This is a genomic window from Geodermatophilus sp. URMC 63 (assembly GCF_053502565.1).
In genome coordinates this window covers 2,293,335-2,312,331 of sequence record NZ_CP199956.1, presented here as the reverse complement: position 1 = coordinate 2,312,331, position 18,997 = coordinate 2,293,335, and the positions used below count along the sequence as shown (strand labels likewise).

The 18,997-nt window shown below is 77.2% G+C and carries 12 protein-coding genes; 2 read left to right on the top strand and 10 right to left on the bottom strand.

Features of this window, described 5'->3' with window-relative positions:
• On the top strand, positions 1-681 hold the full coding sequence (locus tag ACWIZO_RS11175; RefSeq protein WP_448642521.1) for a hypothetical protein: 681 nt from the start codon (positions 1-3) through the stop codon (positions 679-681).
• Here ACWIZO_RS11175 and ACWIZO_RS11170 read toward each other — a convergent pair.
• From ACWIZO_RS11170 to mfd, 3 genes are all read right to left on the bottom strand, one after another.
• Positions 678-1,613: a MazG family protein gene (locus ACWIZO_RS11170; protein WP_448642520.1), complete on the bottom strand. Its 936-nt coding sequence runs from the start codon at positions 1,611-1,613 to the stop codon at positions 678-680. The genes ACWIZO_RS11175 and ACWIZO_RS11170 overlap by 4 nt on opposite strands.
• 1 nt (position 1,614) lies before the next feature.
• Entirely contained in the window at positions 1,615-2,616 is a 1,002-nt protein-coding gene (locus ACWIZO_RS11165; RefSeq protein ID WP_448642519.1) for a SurA N-terminal domain-containing protein, read from the bottom strand.
• 74 nt (positions 2,617-2,690) lie between these two features.
• Complete coding sequence (gene mfd, locus ACWIZO_RS11160; protein ID WP_448642518.1) at positions 2,691-6,260, bottom strand: transcription-repair coupling factor; 3,570 nt, start codon at positions 6,258-6,260, stop codon at positions 2,691-2,693.
• Positions 6,261-6,545: 285 nt separating this feature from the next.
• Here mfd and ACWIZO_RS11155 point away from each other — a divergent pair, with 285 nt between their 5' ends.
• Entirely contained in the window at positions 6,546-7,706 is a 1,161-nt protein-coding gene (locus ACWIZO_RS11155; RefSeq protein WP_448642517.1) for a Wzz/FepE/Etk N-terminal domain-containing protein, read from the top strand.
• Between the two features lie 425 nt (positions 7,707-8,131).
• Here the strand turns inward: ACWIZO_RS11155 and ACWIZO_RS11150 are convergent, their stop codons facing one another.
• The 7 genes from ACWIZO_RS11150 to ACWIZO_RS11120 form a co-directional block, all read right to left on the bottom strand.
• Positions 8,132-9,388 (bottom strand): hypothetical protein, encoded by a 1,257-nt coding sequence (locus ACWIZO_RS11150; protein WP_448642516.1) that lies wholly within the window; start codon positions 9,386-9,388, stop codon positions 8,132-8,134.
• On the bottom strand, positions 9,385-10,656 hold the full coding sequence (locus ACWIZO_RS11145; RefSeq protein ID WP_448642515.1) for a hypothetical protein: 1,272 nt from the start codon (positions 10,654-10,656) through the stop codon (positions 9,385-9,387). The genes ACWIZO_RS11150 and ACWIZO_RS11145 overlap by 4 nt, the downstream gene beginning before the upstream one ends.
• 65 nt (positions 10,657-10,721) lie before the next feature.
• Positions 10,722-11,480, bottom strand: coding sequence for a polysaccharide deacetylase family protein (locus ACWIZO_RS11140; protein WP_448642514.1), 759 nt, complete (start codon positions 11,478-11,480; stop codon positions 10,722-10,724).
• The gene (locus tag ACWIZO_RS11135; RefSeq protein WP_448642513.1) at positions 11,477-11,926 is read right to left on the bottom strand and encodes an adenylyltransferase/cytidyltransferase family protein; all 450 of its coding nucleotides are present in this window, start codon (positions 11,924-11,926) and stop codon (positions 11,477-11,479) included. The genes ACWIZO_RS11140 and ACWIZO_RS11135 overlap by 4 nt, the downstream gene beginning before the upstream one ends.
• A gap of 84 nt (positions 11,927-12,010) precedes the next feature.
• Positions 12,011-13,207, bottom strand: a complete 1,197-nt coding sequence (locus tag ACWIZO_RS11130; RefSeq protein WP_448642512.1) for a glycosyltransferase — start codon at positions 13,205-13,207, stop codon at positions 12,011-12,013.
• Complete coding sequence (locus ACWIZO_RS11125) at positions 13,204-13,974, bottom strand: CDP-alcohol phosphatidyltransferase family protein (protein ID WP_448642511.1); 771 nt, start codon at positions 13,972-13,974, stop codon at positions 13,204-13,206. Before ACWIZO_RS11125 ends, ACWIZO_RS11130 begins: the two co-directional genes overlap by 4 nt.
• Before the next feature lie 278 nt (positions 13,975-14,252).
• Positions 14,253-18,830 carry a PKD domain-containing protein gene (locus ACWIZO_RS11120; protein ID WP_448642510.1) on the bottom strand — a complete coding sequence of 1,526 codons (4,578 nt, stop codon included), beginning with the start codon at positions 18,828-18,830 and terminating at the stop codon, positions 14,253-14,255.
• Positions 18,831-18,997 lie beyond the last annotated feature (167 nt).

Here is an 18,997-nt window from a genome sequence, read left to right as displayed (position 1 = left end):
ATGACCGAGCGCCAGCAGCAGCCATCCCCCTCGTCCGGCGCCGGAGCCGCGCCCGCGCCACCCCCCGGGGACGCCGACGCCGAGGCGGGTCCCACCGTCCTCGGGTTCGCCCCGGACACCGCCGAGGACGACGAGGCCGTGGACGTGGAGCCGGTCGCGGACGGCACGGAGGCGGCGGGGGTGGCGGTCGACAGCGACCGGCTGGCCTACGTGCGGCGTCCCGACCTCGTCGGCGGGGTGCTCCTGCTGCTGGCCGGCGTGGCCGACGCGGCGAGCGTGTGGCTGCCGTGGGACCGGGACGGGGACGTCAGCGGGCTGTCCCTGGTGGTGCGTGCGGTCGACGCGGCCCGGGAGGGGGTCGCCGAGCTGGGGCGCACCGGCCTGTGGCAGCCGGCGGCGGTGGCGGTCGGCGGCGTCGTGCTCCTCGTCCTCGGGCTGCTGCTGCTGCGTCCCGCGCGCGGCCACCGGGTGTCCGGGGTGCTGGCGCTGGGGGTCGCGCTGGCCGTGGCCGCCGCGGTCGTCGGCCGGCTGGTCGACGTCGGCTGGGACGTCCGCTCGTTCGGGCCGGGCGCCTGGTGCGCCGTCGCCGTGGCCGGGCTCGGCGTGCTCGGCGCGCTGAAGGCCGTGCTCACCGCGCCGCGGGTCACCACCGTGCCCGCCGAGCGGCTCCTCGTCGGCTAGCCCGGGCCGCCCGGACCTGGCGACGACGCCGCGTCGGCGGCCGCGTCGAGCTCGCCGGCGTAGCGCCGGACCGCCTCCCGCAGCGCGTCCTCGGCGTCCCAGCCGCGCTGCGCCGCGGCGGTGACCACGGCCAGCAGCCGCTCCCCCAGCTCCTCCGGCGAGGCCGACCCGAGCTCGGCCGGCTGGGGTGTCGGGAGCCCGGCGCGCTGCGCGCGGCGCACCAGCGCGGCGCCCCAGGAGGTGGCCGGCTGCGAGCGGGAGACGCCCTCGGTGGGCGAGCGCCGCTGCTTCTCCGCCTTCTTGATCTCCTCCCAGCCCGCCTCGACGCCGGCGACGTCGCGCGGCCCGGCGTCGCCGAAGACGTGCGGGTGGCGGCGCACCAGCTTGTCCACCAGGTCACCGGCGACGTCGTCGACGTCGAAGCGCCGCCCCTCCCCCGCCTCGGCGGCCACCCGGGCGTGGAACACCACCTGCAGCAGGACGTCGCCGAGCTCCTCGCGCATGGCGGCCGGGTCGTCGTCGACGATCGCGTCGTAGGCCTCGTGCGCCTCCTCGAGCAGGTAGCCGCGCAGCGAGGAGTGCGTCTGCTCGGCGTCCCAGGGGCAGCCGCCGGGCGAGCGCAGCCGGTCCATGACCGCGACGACGTCGAGCAGGCGCCTCCCGGGCGGCTCCGGCGCGCCGTCGACGACCGGCACGTCCGGCACCTGCTCGCCCGCCGCGGCGAGGCAGGCGACCTCGCCGGGGAGCGCCGCGGCGGCGGCCGCGTCCGCGACGTCGACGACCTCGCGGCCCGCGGCGCGCAGGGCCCGCGCGGTGGCCGCGGCCCCGGGCAGCGCGGCCACCGGGCGGTCCCCGCCCAGCGCCGTCCAGCCGGCCGGGCCGAGCAGGCCGGGCAGCCGCGGGCTGACCGTGACGACGACAGCGACCGGCACCTCAGCCGCCCGACCCGGTGGCGGCCGGGTCGGTGGCGGTGCCGTCGTCGTCGAGCAGGTCGACGACGCCGCCGTCGGCCTCCTGGACGACGTCGTCCTCCAGCGCCCCGTAGCGCGGGTTGACGGTGATCCCGAGGTCGGCGCGGACGTCGTCGACCAGCGCCGCGCCGGCCTCCTCGGCGCCGCTCGCCGCCTCGTTCTCCAGCTGCCCCCGGACCTCCTCGAAGGACGGGGTGGTCCGCTGCCCGACGAAGGCGACGACGACGCCGGGGACGTCGGGCACGGTGACGGTGAAGCCGCTGTCCGGTGCGGCCGCGGCGACGCCCTCGGCCAGCGGTGCGGGCACGTCGGAGACCGCGACCGGCTGCAGCGCGGGCCGGGTGATGCCGCCGGGGAAGCGCGCCGCGACGGCGGGGTAGGACGCCGGGTCGGCGGTCAGCTCCGCGACGACGGCATCGGCGGTGGCCTGGTCGGGGGCGGCGAGGTAGCCGAGCTCGACCTGCTCGAGGTCGCCGCGGACCTCCTCGTAGCGGGCGCGCAGCGCCGCCTCGTCCAGCCCGCCGCCCTCGCCCGCCGCCGTGCCGAGCTCCCGGCGGACGAGCTGCTGGCGAGCGCTGTCCAGGACGTCCTCGCGGGTGAACCCCTGGGCGGCGGCCTGGGCGAACAGCGCCTCGGGGTCCTGGCCGGCCAGCGCCTGCGCGACGAAGTCGTCGACCTCGGTGTCGGTCACCTCGACGTCGTAGCGCTGCGCGGCGGCGTCGTAGACCTGCTGGCGCAGCAGCAGGGTGAGCACCTGGCGGGTGTAGTCGGCCTCGCTGCCGGCCGCGGCCGCGGCGATCGCCGGGTCGGCCAGCCGCTGGTCGACCTCGGCCTGCAACTCCTCGACGGTCACCTGCCCGTCGCCGACGTAGGCGGCCACGTCGGGCGAGGTCCGGCAGCCGGTCAGGGCGACGACGGCGGCCACGAGCCCCAGGACGGCGGCGGCGGGACGGCGGGTGCGCACGCAGGCAGGCTCCCACAACGCCGCGGACCGCCGTCGCGGCACGCCCGTGGCCCCGTCCAGGGCACCGCCCTGAGCTAGCGAAGGGCGGGGAGGACGGGGTCCTTCTGCGGCTGCTCGAGGACGGCCGTCAGCAGCGAGTGCAGGTTCTCCAGCAGGGCGACGTCGCGCAGCGGGGTGCGCCGGTCGGGGCCGACCGGGACCTTGAGCGACACCGCCTGGACGGCGGACTTGTAGGTGGCGCCGTCGGCGAGGCGGGCCAGCCGCATCTGCTGCGACTCGCGCAGCGGCACCGGGCTGACCCGGATGGACCGGCCCAGCAGGGAGACCTCGGTGACGCCCAGCTTCCGCATCGCGGCGCGGAAGCGGGCGACGGCCAGCAGGTTGAGCACGGGGGCCGGCGCGGTGCCGTAGCGGTCGGTGAGCTCGTCGAGGACGGCCTGCGCCTGGTCGTCGTCCTGCACCGCGGCGACCTTGCGGTAGGCCTCCATCCGCAGCCGCTCGCCGGGCACGTAGTCGTGCGGCAGGTGGGCGTCGACCGGCAGGTCGACCCGCACCTCGGCGGGCTCGGCCGGCGCCTCCTCCCCCGTGAGCGAGGCGCGGTAGTCGCTGACCGCCTCCCCCACCAGCCGGACGTAGAGGTCGAACCCGACCCCGGCGATGTGCCCGGACTGCTCGCCGCCGAGCAGGTTGCCCGCGCCGCGGATCTCGAGGTCCTTCATCGCCACGGCCATGCCGGCGCCGAGGTCGGTGTTGTGCGCGATGGTGGTCAGCCGGTCGACCGAGGTCTCGGTGAGGGGGCGCGAGGGGTCGTAGGTGAAGTAGGCGTAGGCGCGCTCGCGGCCCCGGCCCACCCGGCCGCGGATCTGGTGCAGCTGGGAGAGGCCGAAGGTGTCGGCGCGGTCGACGATCAGGGTGTTGGCGTTGGGGATGTCCAGGCCGGACTCGACGATCGTCGTCGCGACCAGGACGTCGTACTCCTTCTCCCAGAAGCCGACCATGATCCGCTCGAGCTCGTGCTCCTTCATCTGCCCGTGGCCGACGGCGACGCGGGCCTCGGGCACCAGCCGGCGGATCTTGGCCGCGGCCTTGTCGATCGACTGCACCCGGTTGTGGATGACAAAGACCTGCCCGTCGCGCAGCAGCTCGCGGCGGACGGCGGCGGCCATCTGCTTGTCGTCCCAGGCGCCCACGTAGGTGAGCACGGGGTGCCGCTCCTCGGGCGGGGTGAGGATCGTCGACATCTCGCGGATGCCGGTCAGGCTCATCTCCAGGGTCCGCGGGATCGGGGTGGCCGACATCGACAGCACGTCGACCGCCGTCCGCATGGTCTTGAGGTACTCCTTGTGCTCGACGCCGAAGCGCTGCTCCTCGTCGACGACGACCAGCCCAAGGTCCTTGAACCGGGTGGTGGCCTGCAGCAGCCGGTGGGTGCCGACCAGGACGTCGACCTCGCCGGCGGCGAGCCTGCGCAGCGTCTCGGCGCTCTCGGCGTCGGACTGGAAGCGGGACAGCACCGCCACCGCCACCGGGAACTGCGCGAACCGCTCGGAGAAGGTCTTGAAGTGCTGGTTGGCCAGCAGCGTCGTCGGCACGAGGACGGCGACCTGCTTGCCGTCCTGCACCGCCTTGAAGGCCGCGCGGACGGCGATCTCGGTCTTGCCGTAGCCGACGTCGCCACAGATGACCCGGTCCATCGGGACCGGGTTCATCATGTCGGCCTTGACCTCCTCGATGGCGCCGAGCTGGTCGGGGGTCTCCTGGTAGGGGAAGGCGTCCTCGAGCTCGCGCTGCCACACGGTGTCGGGGCCGAAGGCGTGGCCCTTGGTGGCCATCCGCGCGGAGTAGAGGCGGATGAGCTCGGCGGCGATCTGCTTGACCGCCTTGCGCGCCTGGCCCTTGGTCTTCTGCCAGTCCGAGCCGCCGAGCTTGGACAGCGCCGGCTGCTCCCCGCCGACGTAGCGGGTGAGCTGGTCGAGGGCGTCGGTGGGGACGAAGAGCCGGTCCGGCGGCTGGTTCCGCTTGGACGGGGCGTACTCGACGATGAGGTAGTCGCGCTGGCCGCCGTGCACGGTGCGGCTGACCATCTCGACGTAGCGGCCGATGCCGTGCTGCTCGTGGACGACGAGGTCGCCGGGCTGCAGCTGCACCAGGTCGACGGCGTTGCGCCGGCGGGCCGGCATCTTCACCGCGTCGCGCATCGTGGTGCCGCGCTGGCCGGTGAGGTCGTGCTCGGTGACCAGCACCAGCCCCACGCCGGGGAAGGCGAAGCCGGACTCCAGGTTGCCCTGGGTGATCGAGGTCAGGCCCGCGTCGGGCGCGGACTCGACCCCGGGCACCAGCCGCACGCCGAGGTCGGCGGCGGTGAACTGGTCGGCGGCGCGCTGGGCCGGGCCGGGGCCGGCGAAGGTGACGACCACGCGCCGGCCGTCGCGGGTCCAGCCGCGCAGCGCCTCCACGGCGCGGTCGAGGTCGCCGGAGAAGCGCTCGACCGTGGTCGCGTCGAGGGTGACCGAGTCCTCGTCCGCGCCGAGGGTGAAGGCGCCGGTGGTCCACCACGGCAGGCCGCGGCCGCGGGCGGCGGCCTCGACGTCGGCGAGGTCGCGGAACGACGACGCGCCGAGGTCCAGCGGCGCCTCCCCTGCCATGTCGTCAGGGGCACTGGCGGCGGTGGCCCAGGACGCGGCGAGGAACTCCTCGGCGGTGCGCACGAGGTCGGCGGCGCGGCTGCGGACCCGCTCGGGGTCGGCGACGAGCACGTGCGTGCCGGCGGGCAGCAGGTCGGTGAGCAGCTGCATGTGCGCGTCCCCGATGAGCGCCGGCGTGAGGGACTCCATGCCCTCGACGGCGATGCCCTCGGCCAGCTTGCCGAGCACCTCGAGCAGCCCCGGGTGCTCGACGGCGAGGGCGGCGGCCCGGGCGCGGACGGCGTCGGTGAGCAGCAGCTCGCGGCAGGGCGGCGCCCACAGCCGGTCGGGCCGCTCGTCGAGGGAGCGCTGGTCGGCGGCCGAGAAGTACCGCAGCTCGTCGACCTCGTCGCCCCAGAACTCCACGCGGACCGGGTGCGGCTCGGTGGGCGGGAAGACGTCGAGCAGGCCGCCGCGGACGGCGAACTCCCCGCGCTTCTCCACCAGCTCCACGCGGGTGTAGGCGGCGTCGACCAGGGCGCCGGCGACCTCGTCGAGCTCGGCGGTGTCGCCGGGCCGCAGCTCCACCGGGACGAGGTCGCCCAGGCCGGGGGCCAGCGGCTGCAGCACGCTGCGCACCGGCGCGACGAGCACGTCGACCGTGCCTCCCGGGCCGGGGTGCGTCAGGTCGCGCAGCACGGCCAGCCGGCGGCCGACGGTGTCCGCGCGCGGGGAGAGGCGCTCGTGCGGCAGCGTCTCCCAGGCGGGGAAGGTCTCCACCCGGCGGCCGGGCAGGAAGCAGCGCAGCAGGTCGGCGGCGACGTCGGCGTCGCGCTCACCGGCGGTGACCAGCAGGACGGGCACGCCGGCGCCCGGGGCCGGGGCCGCCAGCGCCGCGGCGACCAGCGGCTGCACCGGCGGCGGCGCGGGGACGGCGAGCTCGGCGGAGCCGGCGGCGGCCACCACGCGGGCCACGGCGGGATCGGTGAGGACGACGTCGAGCACGCCGCGCAGGCTCACGAGGGACTTCCTCCTGGGGATCGGACGGCCTCGGGTGCCGCCGACTGCGGCAGGGCCCCTCCCAGGCTAGTCGCCGGAGGGAGGCCGTGCCGGGGCCGTGGGGCCGGGGTCAGGAGGCGGGGTGCGGCGCCCGGGCAGCGCTCCTCCGCTCGGGTGAGGCCGTGCCCGCGGCCGGGCCGGGCCGGGGCCGGGGCGACCTAGCCTCGCGGGGAGCCACTCCGGGTGCGCCGGAGCGACGCACGGGCCGGCACGGCCCCGGCGTCGGGAGCTCCAGGGGTGGGGGACATGGAACTTCGTGACTACGTGGCAGCCCTGCGCCGGCAGTGGCGGACGTGGGTGGGACTCACGCTGACGGGCCTGCTCGCGGCGCTGGGCGTCGTGCTGGCGGTCCCGCCGACCTACACGACCACGGCACAGGTGTTCGTGGCCAGCTCGGGTGACGGGACGAGCGGTTCGCAGTTCATCAGCCAGCGCGTGCAGACCTACCCGGACGTCGCCCGGAGCCAGACCGTCCTCGACCCGGTCGTGGAGGAGCTCTCCCTCGACGAGTCCACCACCGAGCTCCGGGCCCGCATCGAGGCGGTCAACCCGCCCGACACCTCGCAGGTCGACATCTCGGTCACCGACGAGGACCCCGACCGGGCCGCCGCCGTCGCCAACGCCGTCGCCGAGCGCTTCAGCGTCGCCGTCGAGGACCTGGAGGAGCGCCAGGACGGCGTCAGCCCGGTGGACCTCACCGTGACGGACCCGGCCACCGTCCCCTCGACCCCGGTGTTCCCCGTGCCGGGCCTGGTGCTGGGCCTCGGCCTGTTCGTGGGCCTGGTCCTGGGCGCCGCCGTCGCGCTGCTGCGCAGCCGCACCGACACCCGCCTCCACTCCGAGGACGACGTCCGCGCCGCCTGGGGCGCCGACGCCGACGAGCTGACCGTCCACGTCGTCGGAGGCCGGGGCCGCCGGGCCATCGGGCGCACGACGTCGCTCACCCGCCAGCTCGAGCCCCTCGACGACCGTCCCGTGCGGGCCGTCGTCGTCCCGGTGTCACCGGACCAGCCGGGGAACGTGCAGGCCCTGCTGGCCGGTCTGGCGACCGAGCTCGCCGACCGCGGCACACCGGTCGCGGTCACCGAGCACGGCGGCGCGGTCGCCGCCCCCACCGCCCCCGGCGGCGTCCGGCTGACCGTCGGGTCACCACTGGCCCCGGCGCGCGAGTGGCGGCGCCTGGCGCTCGGGAACGACGGCGTCGTGCTGGTCGTCACCGCCGGCCGGACCGGTGCCGCCGACCTGCGCGAGGTGCGGTCCCTGCTGGCCGCCGTGGAGGCCCGGCTCCTCTCCGTGGTCCTCCTCCCGCCGGTGCGGGCGGCGCGCACGGCTCCGTCCGACGTCCTCCTGGACGGGCCGGCGCGCCCGGCGGTGGGGACCGGTGACCGGCAGACCGTCGCCTCCTGACGCCCCACCGGCGCCGCACCGCCCCGGTCGTCTCCACGGGTCCCTCGTCTCGCGCGGGCCCGGGGACGGCCGGGGCGTCCGCCGTCGGCGGGACCGGGTCACCCGCCGGGTCCGGGACCGAGGACCGCCGGGTCGAGCACGGCGGTCGGCCGCGGCCGTGTCCCGGCTCCCCCCACCCGGCGTCACCCCGCACGACCCGCCCGGCGCGGTCCCCGTCCCGCGCCGCGGACCCGCCCGGGACGGCCGGGACGCCCGTCGGCCGCGGGAACGGCGCCGTCCCGCGGGTCCTCCCGCACGGCGCCGTCCCCACGACCGGTCCGCCCGGGGTCCACCGGCAGCGGACGGGCCGACCGGAGGGCGCCGGGCAGCGCACGCCGGGCGGCCCGGTCACCCGCAGGACGGCGGCGGTGCCCCGGTGCGGCCGCTCAGCGGGGACCGGGGGCCGGCGCCTCGAGCAGCCGTTCCTCGGCGCGCAGCCGCTCCCGCGAGCCGCCCTCGGCGAGGAGGGAGACGGCCAGCAGGAGCAGGAACGCCACGGAGGCGTCGAAGAGGCCGCTCTCGAGCACACTGCGGCCGAGCAGGAAGGTCAGCAGCCCGAGGAACAGGACACGGTGGGCGCGCGGCGCGCTCAGCACCCCGCGCGCGGTCCAGAGGACCCACCCGGTGGCGACCACCACACCGAACCAGCCGGCCTGCACGAGCAGCGAGACCCAGCTGCTGTCCAGGGGCTGGGTGTCCCAGTACTGGCCCCGGACGCGGATGACCTTGACCGAGAGCCCGCCACCGAAGACCGTCTGCCAGTCCGAGGCGGCCCAGGTGAGGGCGGCCCGCCAGGCGATGAACCGGGAACCGAGGGTGCTCGTCCCGTCGCCGCCGCGGGACAGGAAGCCGGCCACGGCGCCGGTGGCGACGAGCGCGACGGCCGCGCACCCGGTCAGCACCAGCCCGCTCACCACGAGGCCCACACGCGGGCGCCGGACGTGCACCGCCATGACGAGCACGGCCACCACGAGCACCAGCAGCGCGGTGCGCGACCCCGTGGCCCAGACGACGCCCAGGAGGACGCCCGCGGCGGCCGCGGCCGGTGCCCCCGCCCGGCCGAGCACGGTGCGCCACGCCAGGTGGAGGACCCCGAGTCCGGCCAGGAGGGCCAGCTCGTTGGGGTCGATGGCCGGCACGCCGCCCGCCAGCCGCCCGTCGGCGTAGGAGGGCAGGCCGGTGACCGCGGCGACGGCCGCCACCACGACGCAGGCCCGGACCACGGCGGTCAGGACGTCGACGGCCGGCGCCGCCCGCAGGAGGAGGAGGACGGTGGCGCCCAGCAGGGCGACCCGCACGGCGACCACCCCTCCGGCGACGAGGTGACCGGCGGTGACCGCGCCGAGGACCGAGCTGCTCAGCAGCAGGCCCAGCCACCACAGGGACCCGGTGCCGACCCGGCGTCGCGCGCCGGACCCCGCGAGAACGGCGGCCAGTCCCAGCGCCAGGAGGCTGACGACGGCCTTGGCCACCACGACCGGGTCGAGGGAGCCCGTGAAGTACTCGCCCCGGCGCCACCCGACACTGCCCACGACGACCAGCAGCGCCGCCAGGGCCAGCAGCGGGCGCGACGGCTCGCGCGGATCGGCCGGGACGGCCGGGCGGCGGTCGGGCCGGACGGGGGACGGGGCCGCCGGGGTCACGTGCCCACCACCTCCGCGGGCCTCGCGCCCGCGGAGGTCGCGCGTTCCGCGCGGGCCCGGGGCGCCAGCACCGACCGGCGCACGGCGACGGCGGCGAGCACCGGGCCGAGCGCCAGGGCGAGCGGGCTCCAGGCCGCCCCGCCCTCGACGGCGGTCACCAGCAGCGCCACGAGCCCCAGCGAGCCGAGCTCGAGCGCGCGCAGCGCCAGCACCCGCCGCTGCCTCCCGTGGACGGAGGCCAGGCCCGCGTACGGCAGCAGCGCGGCGCCGGCCGCGGCGTACGCGCTCCAGCCGAGCACCGCGCCGACCGGCACGGCGTAGCCCCCGCCGGTGAGCAGCGGCCCCGCCCACGGCAGGGCGACCACGGCGAGGACGCCGAGCAGGGCCACCAGGACGGCCAGACCGGCGGCCGCACGGTCGGCGGAGCGCAACCCGGCCCGGACACCGAGCGGCCGCAGGGAGACGAAGTGCGGGAGGAGGAAGGAGCCCAGTCCGGCGACGAGGACCATCGCCGGTGCGGTGTAGACCCGCGCGGCCTCGAGCGGGCCGTAGGCGGTGGCCCCGGCCGCCGCCACCACCACCAGCCGGAGCAGCGTGAGCAGCGCAGGGCGGATCACCTGCGCGGCTGCCCGCCAGACGCCGAAGTCGGCCACGGCGCGCAGCGCCGGACGTCGCCACGGGCCGCGTGGCCGCTCCTCGCGCGGCAGCAGCGCCCAGGCCACGAGGGCCGCACCTGCCTGTCCGACGGCGAGGGCGACGACGAAGGAGCCGAGGGTCGGCCTCCCGGCCGACGCCGCGAGCACCAGCGTGACCAGCGCCAGGCCGAGGGCGGTGAGGTCGACGGCCGGCAGTGACCAGAACCGGCCGGTGGCCATGAGCAGGCGGCGCAGCGTGTCCTCGAGCATGAACGCGACCGCCGCCGGGCCGACGAGCAGACCCGCCCACGGCGGGACGGCCCCGGTGGCGAGGGCGAGCAGGCACCCGGCCACGCCGGCGCTCCCCGCGACCAGCGCCGTGGTCACGTGCAGGCCGGCGCGGATGCCGGGTTCGTGGCGGTCCAGGACGGTCAGCGAGTCGCCGACCAGCCCGCTGGAGACGGCGGTGGCCAGGACGAGGACCCCGTAGGCCAGGGAGAACAGCGCCAGCCCCGCAGCCCCCAGCTCCCGCGCCGCGGCCACCTGCAGGACCAACCCGGCCAGCGCCTGGGTGCCCTGCCCGACGAGGGCGCCCGTGGCCCTGCGGCGGGGCAGCCGGGGGCGACCGGGCACCGGCCGGTCCTCCCGGTCCCCGGCCGCGCCGCCGCCCCGCCGGCAGGACGGGTTCCCCGGAGTGGTCACGACGGGCGGGCGGTCCCCGCGGCCACGGCACGCCGCAGCCGCACGACGTGCCGGAGCAGGCGTGCGGCGACGTGCCCGCGGGTGTCGCGGGGGCCGACGTAGCAGCGCGGCAGCGTGACGCGGTCACCGGGGTGGTAGTCGCCGGTCACGCAGGCGTTGCCGTAGCCGGCGGCGCGGACGGCGCGCGCCGCGGCGTCGTCGTAGGCGCCGTAGGGGTAGCAGAAGCTCGACACCTCGGTCTGGAGGACCTCCTCCAGCACGTGCCGGCTCCGGCCGACCTCGGCGTCGAGCACCGCGGCGTCGGCTCCGGGGAGGCGGGCGTGGGTGAGGGTGTGGCTGCCCACCTCCTGGCCCGCCGCGGCCACCGCCCGCAGCTGGCCGGCGTCCATGAGGCGGCAGCGCGGGCCGGGGTCCCAGTCGTTGGTGCCGCCCAGGAGGCCCGCGACCGCGTAGACCGTGCCGGTCGCCCCGTGCCGACGGAGCACGGGGACGGCGTGCTCGAGGAAGTCCGTGTACCCGTCGTCGAAGGTCAGGCCGACCAGCCCGGCGGCGGCGCCGCGGTCGGCGGCCCGCACCAGCTCGGTGAGGGAGACCCCGCGCAGCCCGAGCCGGCGCAGCAGGCGCAGGTGCCGGTCCAGCCGGGCGGGGTGGACCCGCAGCCGGTGCGGGTCGGGTCCGGTCGACGGGCTGATCGAGTGGTACATGAGGACGGGCGGCAGGAGCACCCGCGGCCCCGCGTCCAGCGCGGAGGTCATCGGAGCACGCCACCGTCGAGCGCCGCGTGCGTCTCCAGGGCGGCCAGCGCGTGCCGCAGCACGGTGCTCGAGGTGTGCACCGTGTACGGGAAGTACCGCACCTCGACCCCGACACCGGAGAAGTCGTGCTCGAGCTGCAGGCCCTTGGGGGTGCCGCGCCAGTCGTCGCCCTTGAAGATCACGTCGAAGCCGACCTCGCGCCAGGTGTCGAGCTTGTCGGGGACGACCTCGGCGTGCACGTCGTCCACGCAGCTGAGGGCGGCCACGATCTCCATCCGCTCCCGCAGCGGGACCACCGGCAACCGGCCCTTGCTCAGCAGCAGCATCTCGTCGGAGACGACCCCCGCGATCAGCCGGTCACAGTGCGCGGCGGCGTGCCGGAGGACGTTCAGGTGCCCGATGTGGAAGAGGTCGTAGGCGCCGGGCGCGTAACCGGTCACTGGCATGTCGAGATCCCCCCGAGGACGTGGCGCGTGCACCGCGAGTGCACAAGTCCCGGGGGGCGGCCGTCATCCCCCCGACGGGTCCCCTCACCCGAAGGGACGGGCCACGGGCGCGACGGCCGGCACGCCGGTCACCGCCGCCGGCACCGGGCCCGCGCCGGACGGGGCGACCGCCGCGCGCAGCTCGGCGGTGTACCGCTCAGGCGCGTGCCGGCGGCGCGCGGTCTCGGCGTCGGCCAGCGCGGCGGCGCGGGCACCCGCCCAGTCGGCCGTCACCCGGGTGACGGCGTCGGCCCACGCCGCGGGCCGGCCGGGCGCGACCGCCTGCACGCCGGCGTAGCCGGCCACGGCCTCCTGCAGGCCGCTGTGCGCGCTGACCACCACCGGCCGGGCGGCCAGCACGGCCTCCACCGCGGTGTTGCCGAAGGACTCGTCCCCCACCGACGGCACCAGCACCACGTCGGCCGCGGCCAGGTGGGGCCAGACGTCGGCGGAGAAGCCGAGGAACTCCACCCGGTCGGCCAGCCCGGCGTCGGCCGCGCTCGTGCGCAGCTCGGCCTCGAACCACTCGTAGCCGGGGAACACCGAGCCGACCACGGCGAGGCGGGCGTCGACGCCGCGCCGCCGCAGGTCCTGCAGCGCGGCGACGGCGACCTGCGGGCCCTTGCGCGGTGACAGCCGGCCGACGTAGAGCAGCCGCAGCGGGCCCTCCAGCACCGGGCGCGGAGGCGGGACGAGCGCCGGACCGCGCACGACGTTGTGCACCACCCTGCCGCGCCGGCCCACCCGCGGTGCGACCTCGGCGAGGGTCTCCAGCGTGAACCGGCTGTTGGCCACCACCCGGTCGGACAGCACGGGGCACAGCGCCATCCCGCGCCGCAGCAGGCGTGGCGCCGACCGTTCCGCCTCGTGCACGTGCGTGACCGAGCGCCGGCCGGCCAGCCGCGCCAGCAGCGGCCAGGACGGCAGGGTGAGCGTGCTGACGTAGACCCCCGCCGGGTGCCGGCGCAGCAGCCGCAGCGCCGGCGGGGCGCCACGGACGGCGTCGGCCAGCAGCCGCAGCAGGCCCCGGGGGCGCAGCGCGGAGTTGCGCAGGACCGGCATCGGGCACAGCTCCACCGGGAGCCCGCGGGCGCGCAGCTCGGCGACCAGCGGGCCGGGTCCGGGGAGGACGACGGTGACCTCGAAGTCCGTGGCCAGTGCGGTCGCGGCCTCGAGCAGCATCCGGTCGGCGCCGTAGAGCTCCGCGCCGGGGTGGGCCACCAGCAGCCGTGGGCGGGTCACCGGGGCAGCCGGCCCATCTCCCGGAACCACTTGACCGAGGCGAGGGCGAGGAAGCCGGCGGCGGCCAGGAACAGGACCGTGTAGACCGGCACGAACCCCCCGGTCCACCCGTAGAGCACGAAGACGCAGGCCAGCAGCCCGTAGTCGGTGGGCAGCGTGAGCAGGGAGCGACCCGCGCCGACCCGCTCGGCGGTCCGCTGGGCGCGGGTGGCGACACCGTGCTGGGCGCGCAGCGCCTCGTTCAGCATGGTGCCGAAGTAGGTGACCGCGTCGACGACGCAGTAGCCCAGCGGCACGAGCAGCACGACCGGGTCGACGTCGGTGTGCTGGTGGAGCCCGATGAGCACGGCCAGGTGGAGGCTGGACGCCTTGGCCGCGTCCACCATGTGGTCGAGCCACTCCCCCGCCGGTGAGCCGCCGCCGCGCAGCCGGGCCAGCTGGCCGTCGGCGGCGTCGAGCGCGTAGCCCAGGACCAGGCAGGCCGCGACCACCAGCCCCATCGGCACCGACGGCGGGACGAGGGCCACCAGGGCGATCCCGGTACCGGTGGCGACGGCGCTCAGCGCGGTGACGGCGTTGGGCGTCAGACCCGCGTGGAACGCCAGCGCCGCGAACAGCCGGCCGAGCCTGCGGTTGACGAACCGGGAGTACGCCGGCGCGCCGGCCGCGCCCTTCTGGGCGGCGGACAACCGCCGCAGCGTTCCGCGCAGCCCCTCACCCCCGGGCTCGCGCAGGCGCGGGCCGGGGAGGACGCTCGAACGGTTCAACGGGGTGCCTCCGTGTGCTGCGGACCGGGTCGGCCGGGGTGCCGCGCGGCGTGCGCGGACTCGTCGCTCGTGGGCAGGATCGCAGGGGGCGGGCCCGCCGGGTCGCCGACCGCGTGGCCTCTCACCCGGAGGGGCCAGGCCCCCGTCACCGGGCGGGGAGGGAGCGCACCCCACGGCCGCCGGTGCCTCCCCGGGCCGCGGCAGCCACCTCCCGCGGACGTCGGGACGGCGCCGACGCCCGGTCCCGGGGATCCGGGACCGGGCGCCGGCCCGGTCGGTCAGGCCGGGACGGAGGCGACCGGGCGGGCCGAGAAGGACGTCACCCGGACCGGCACCGGCGCGGTCGCACTGGCCGACAGGTACCCCGACAGGCCCACCGCCCCGGCCGCCTGCAGCGAGGCGGTGGTGTCCGTCCGCGTCAGCGTGGGCTGCGCCGGCTCGGGCTGCCCCGCGGCCCACACCGTGGCCGACAGCGCCGTCGTCCCGGTGCCGTCGACGACGAGCCGCACGGCAAGCGGGGCGCCGGGCGTGGAGGACACCCCGGGGACGACCACCTCGGCGCCGAGCAGCACCTCGGTGGCCGACCCCGAGAGGCGGCTGAAGGCCAGCCGGACCGTGCCGTCGGCCAGGTACCGGAGCCGGGCCCGGTACTCCTGGTCGGCCGCCAGGCGACGCCCGACGACGTACACGGTGGCGCCGCCGCCGGTCGGCGCCGCCCCCAGGGTCACCGTGGTGCGGACGTCGGCCCGGGTCTGCGCGACGCCGCCCAGGTAGGAGCCGGTGTTGGTGCCGACGGTGAGGCCGAGGGTCGCCGTCCCCGCGGACACCGACTGCCGGGTGGCCCCCGTCGCCGCGGTCCACGCGCCGCCGACGTCGGCGGTCCCCAGGCCACCGGTCACCTCGCGGGCGAAGGCGTCCTGCGCGAAGGGCTGCGGAGCCGGGTCGCCGGCCGGCGCGGTGACCTCGACGGTCCGGGCGGTGGTGGCCGTCGCGCCGTCGTCGTCGGTGACGGTCAGGCGCACGGTGTACGTGCCCGGCGACGCGTAGGCGTGGGTGACCCGCGCTCCTGCGGCCGTGGCGCCGTCCCCGAGCTCCCACGCCCAGGCCGCCACCGTGCCGTCGGCGTCGGTGGAGCCGCTGCCGTCGAGCGCCACCGACAGCCCCGTGGCGGTGGCGTCCGCCCGCGCCACCGGAGCCGCGTTGGGCACCGGGCCGCCACCGGGAACGGGAGCGCCGACCGGGACGGCCGTAAAGTCGGCGAACCGGACGGCCACCGGGGCGGTCGCGCTCGCCCCGAGGTAGCCCAGCAGGCCGACCGAGCCCGCCGCCTGAAGCGAGGCGGTCGTGTCGGTCCGCTCGACCAGGGGAGTGGCCGGCTCGGCCGAGGCCGCCGGCCAGGCCGAGGCCCGCAGCGTCGTGGTGCCGCTGCCGTCGACGACCAGGCGGACCGCCAGCGGCGTCCCGGTGGCGTAGCCGGGGACGGGCACCTCGGACCCGACGACGGTCTCGGCGCCGCCGGTGAGCCGGACGACGGCGAGGCGGGCGCTGCCGTCGGCCAGGAACCGCAGCCGGGCGGAGTACTCCTGGCCGGCCGCGACCCGACGCCCGACGACGTACACCGTGGCGCCGGAGCCGGTGGGCACGACCGGGAGCGAGACGGTGGTGCGCACGTCGGCGCCGCTCGCCGCGACCGACCCGAGGAACGAGCCGGTGTTGGTGCCCGCGGTGGTGGCCAGGACGGCGTCGCCCCCGGTCACCGACTGCCGGGTCGCGCCGGCCGACGACGTCCAGGCGCCGCCCGTGGTCGCGGTGCCCAGGCCGCCGTTCACCTCCCGGTCGAAGGTGTCACCGGCCAGGACGCCCGCGCGGACGGTGACCCGCTGCGTGGCCGTCGCGGTCGCGCCGTCGTCGTCGGTGACGGTGAGGCGCACGGTGTAGTCGCCGTCGGCGCGGTAGTCGTGTCCGGCCCGCACGCCGGTGCCGGAGGTCCCGTCACCGAAGTCCCACCGGTGGGCGGTGACCGTGCCGTCGGCGTCCCGCGACGCGGAGGCGTCGAACGACGCGGTCCGCTCGGCGGTGCCGGCCGTGAACGACGCGGTCGGCGGCTGGTTGGGCGGTGGCGCTGCGATGGTCACGGTGGCCGTGCGGGTCGCCGTGGCGCCGCCGTCGTCGGTCACCGTCAGCGTCACCGGGTAGGTGCCGGGGGCCGCGTAGGTGTGGCCGGCCTGCACCCCGGTGCCCGTGGCGCCGTCACCGAAGGTCCACGCCCAGGAGGTGATGCGGCCGTCGGCGTCGGTGGAGCCGGCACCGTCCAGGGTGACCGCCGACCCGCTCACCGTGGAGGTGAACGCGGCGGTCGGGGTGGCGTTGGCGGGCCGCCCGGTGGTGCCGGCGGCGAAGTGGTTGGCCACCTGCGCCGCGCCGAGCGCCGACGGGTACACCGCGACCTCGTCGACCCGGCCGCTGTACCAGGACTCCGCCTCGACCTCCCAGCTGTACCCGCCGCCGATCCGCCACCAGCCCAGGGTGGGCTGGGCGACGACCACGTCGGAGCGGGCGGCGACCTGGGCGCCGTCCACGTACAGCACCATCGAGCCGGCGCGGAAGGTCGCGGCCACGTGGTGCCAGCCGCCGTCGTTGTAGGCCCGCGGGCTGGTGACGACCGCCTTGGCGTTCTGCCAGACGCCGAAGTTCAGCCGGCCCGCGCGGTCGAAGTACAGGAGCCGGTCGTGGGAGGGGGCGATGCCGCTGGTGCGGTTGCCGAACTCCGCGACGATGCCGCCGGACGTCGTCCGGGTGTTGACCCAGGCCTCGAGCGAGAAGGTCTGCGGCGCCTGCACCTGGGTCGTGGTCGCGGCCAGACCCGAGCTGGTCCCGCTCAGCTGCGCCGCCGTGTCCGGGTCACCGGCCAGCGCGCCCGCCTGGCCGCGCGCCACCCCCGCGCCGACGGCGAGGTCGTAGCCGCCGGCCTGGTCCAGCGACGCGCCGCTGCGCTCGCCGAGGGACCACAGCGACTCCGCGCCGTCGGCCCGCACCGTCTCGACGTAGGACCGGGCGGCCGTGCTGCCCGCGGCCACGGTGACCGGCGTCCACGGCCCGGTGTTGCGGTTGCCCTGCGGGTCGGTGACGGCGACGCGGTAGGTGTGCGAGCCCGCGGTCAGGCCGCGGTCGGTGAACGACAGGAGGTCGCGGTCCCACCAGGTCTGCGAGGTGCTGGTCTCGTACACCGGGGTGGTGCCGTTGTCCCGGTACACGCGGTAGATCAGCACCTCGTTGTCCGGGTCGTGGCTCTCCTGCCAGACGACCCGCGCGGTGCCCGGGGCCGGCGAGGTGACGGTGGGCGTGAGCCCACCGCCGGTGGGCGCCATCCGGCCGGGGGCCGTGCCCGGCAGGGCGAAGCGGACCAGGCCCTGCTGCTCGGTGCCGTTGACCCGCGGGAACTCCCCGGCGTAGACGACGTAGCGGTCGTTGCCGCTGATCGACCACGCGGCCTGGTACTGCCCCGTGGCGGTGCCGGTGGCGAAGATCGGCCACCAGCTGAGCAGCGGGGGCGCCGGCTTGCGGACGAAGTTGGCGTTGTTCCAGACGTAGGGGCCGTTGGTGCCGGTGGCGGCGGTGCCGAACGCCGCGGCGTAGCGGAACTGCCGGGGGTCGTAGTCGGCGTGGGCGCCGGTGTTGCCGCACTGGTGGAGGTGCGAGGCCGTGTAGAGCGCACCGCCGAGCGGGAAGCTGGCGTAGGTGTCGCCCCGGCAGGTGCTGGCCCACAGCAGCCGCCCGCCGGTCGCCTCGGCGGCGAAGGCGCTCTCCAGGTTCCCCGGCCCGTAGTAGTCGTAGGCGGTGCCGTACACCGCCCGGCCGTCGGTGGACAGGCTCCACACCGCGGAGTTGACGCCCTGGTTGGTGATCAGCTGGTTGACCTCGAAGGGCCGGGTGGCGCCGCTCACCGGGTCGAGCGCGCCGATGCCGGTGGCCTTGACCCCGTTGAGGCTGTCGAAGCGGCCCGCGGCGACGACGTGGCCGCCGGCGAGGACGAGTGCCTGGACGACGTTGCTCGTCTGGGAGTTCACCGCGGTGTTCAGGATCGTGTTGCCCTGGGCGTCGCGCTTGGGCGTGAGGGTCTGCTCGTTCTCCCAGACGGGGAGCACGTTGCGGTCCGTCGGGCCCACGCCGGGCACCGGGGCCCAGGGCAGCAGGGCGCCGTTCGCGGAGGACACGGCGGCCAGCCGGCTGCGGCTGGCCGAGCCGACGGCGGTGATCGTCCCGCCGAGGTAGACGGCGCCGGCCGAGGCGGCGATCGCGCGCACCTGGCCGCTCACGCTGGGCCGCCAGTCGGGCACCAGGGCGCCGGTCCGCGTGTCGTAGGCGGCCACCCGGTTGCGCGGCTGCCCGTTGGCGACGGTGAAGTCGCCGCCGACGTAGACGCGCGTGCCGTCGGGCGAGGCGGCGACCGCCAGGGCCTGGCCGTTGAGGTCCGGCGCGAACGACGTCACGAGCTGGCCGGTGCGGACGTCGTAGGCCAGCAGGTTGCGCCGGGGGACCTCCTGGGTGCCCGGCGCCGCGCCCGCGGGGCGGGCGGTGAGGAACCGGCCGGCGACGTAGACGGTGTCGCCGACGACGACCTGCGCCCAGGCGACGCCGTCCTTGCCGTCGGCGGCCTTGCCGATCTGCACCGTCGGCAGGGCGTCGGCGGTCACCGTGACCGGCGTCGCCGGGTCGGCCGGGTTGATCGGCGCGGAGTCCGCGCGGGCCGCCGTCGGTGCGGCCAGACCCAGGACACCGGCGACCAGCAGCAGGCCCAGCAGGCCGGCCACCGCCCGGCGAGCGGTCGTCGCCGACCGCGGCACACGTGCAGACACGTTCGTCCCCCCCATGATCCCGGGCGGCCCCACACGGGGCCGCCCCTCACCGAGAGTCACGGTGACACGGGGAACAGGCCGAGGGGGATCACCCGGACAGGTGCCTGGGCGCGGAGGACGGGCCCGGATCACCCGCACGGGTCACGGAGCGTCACCGGCGGCGGGGT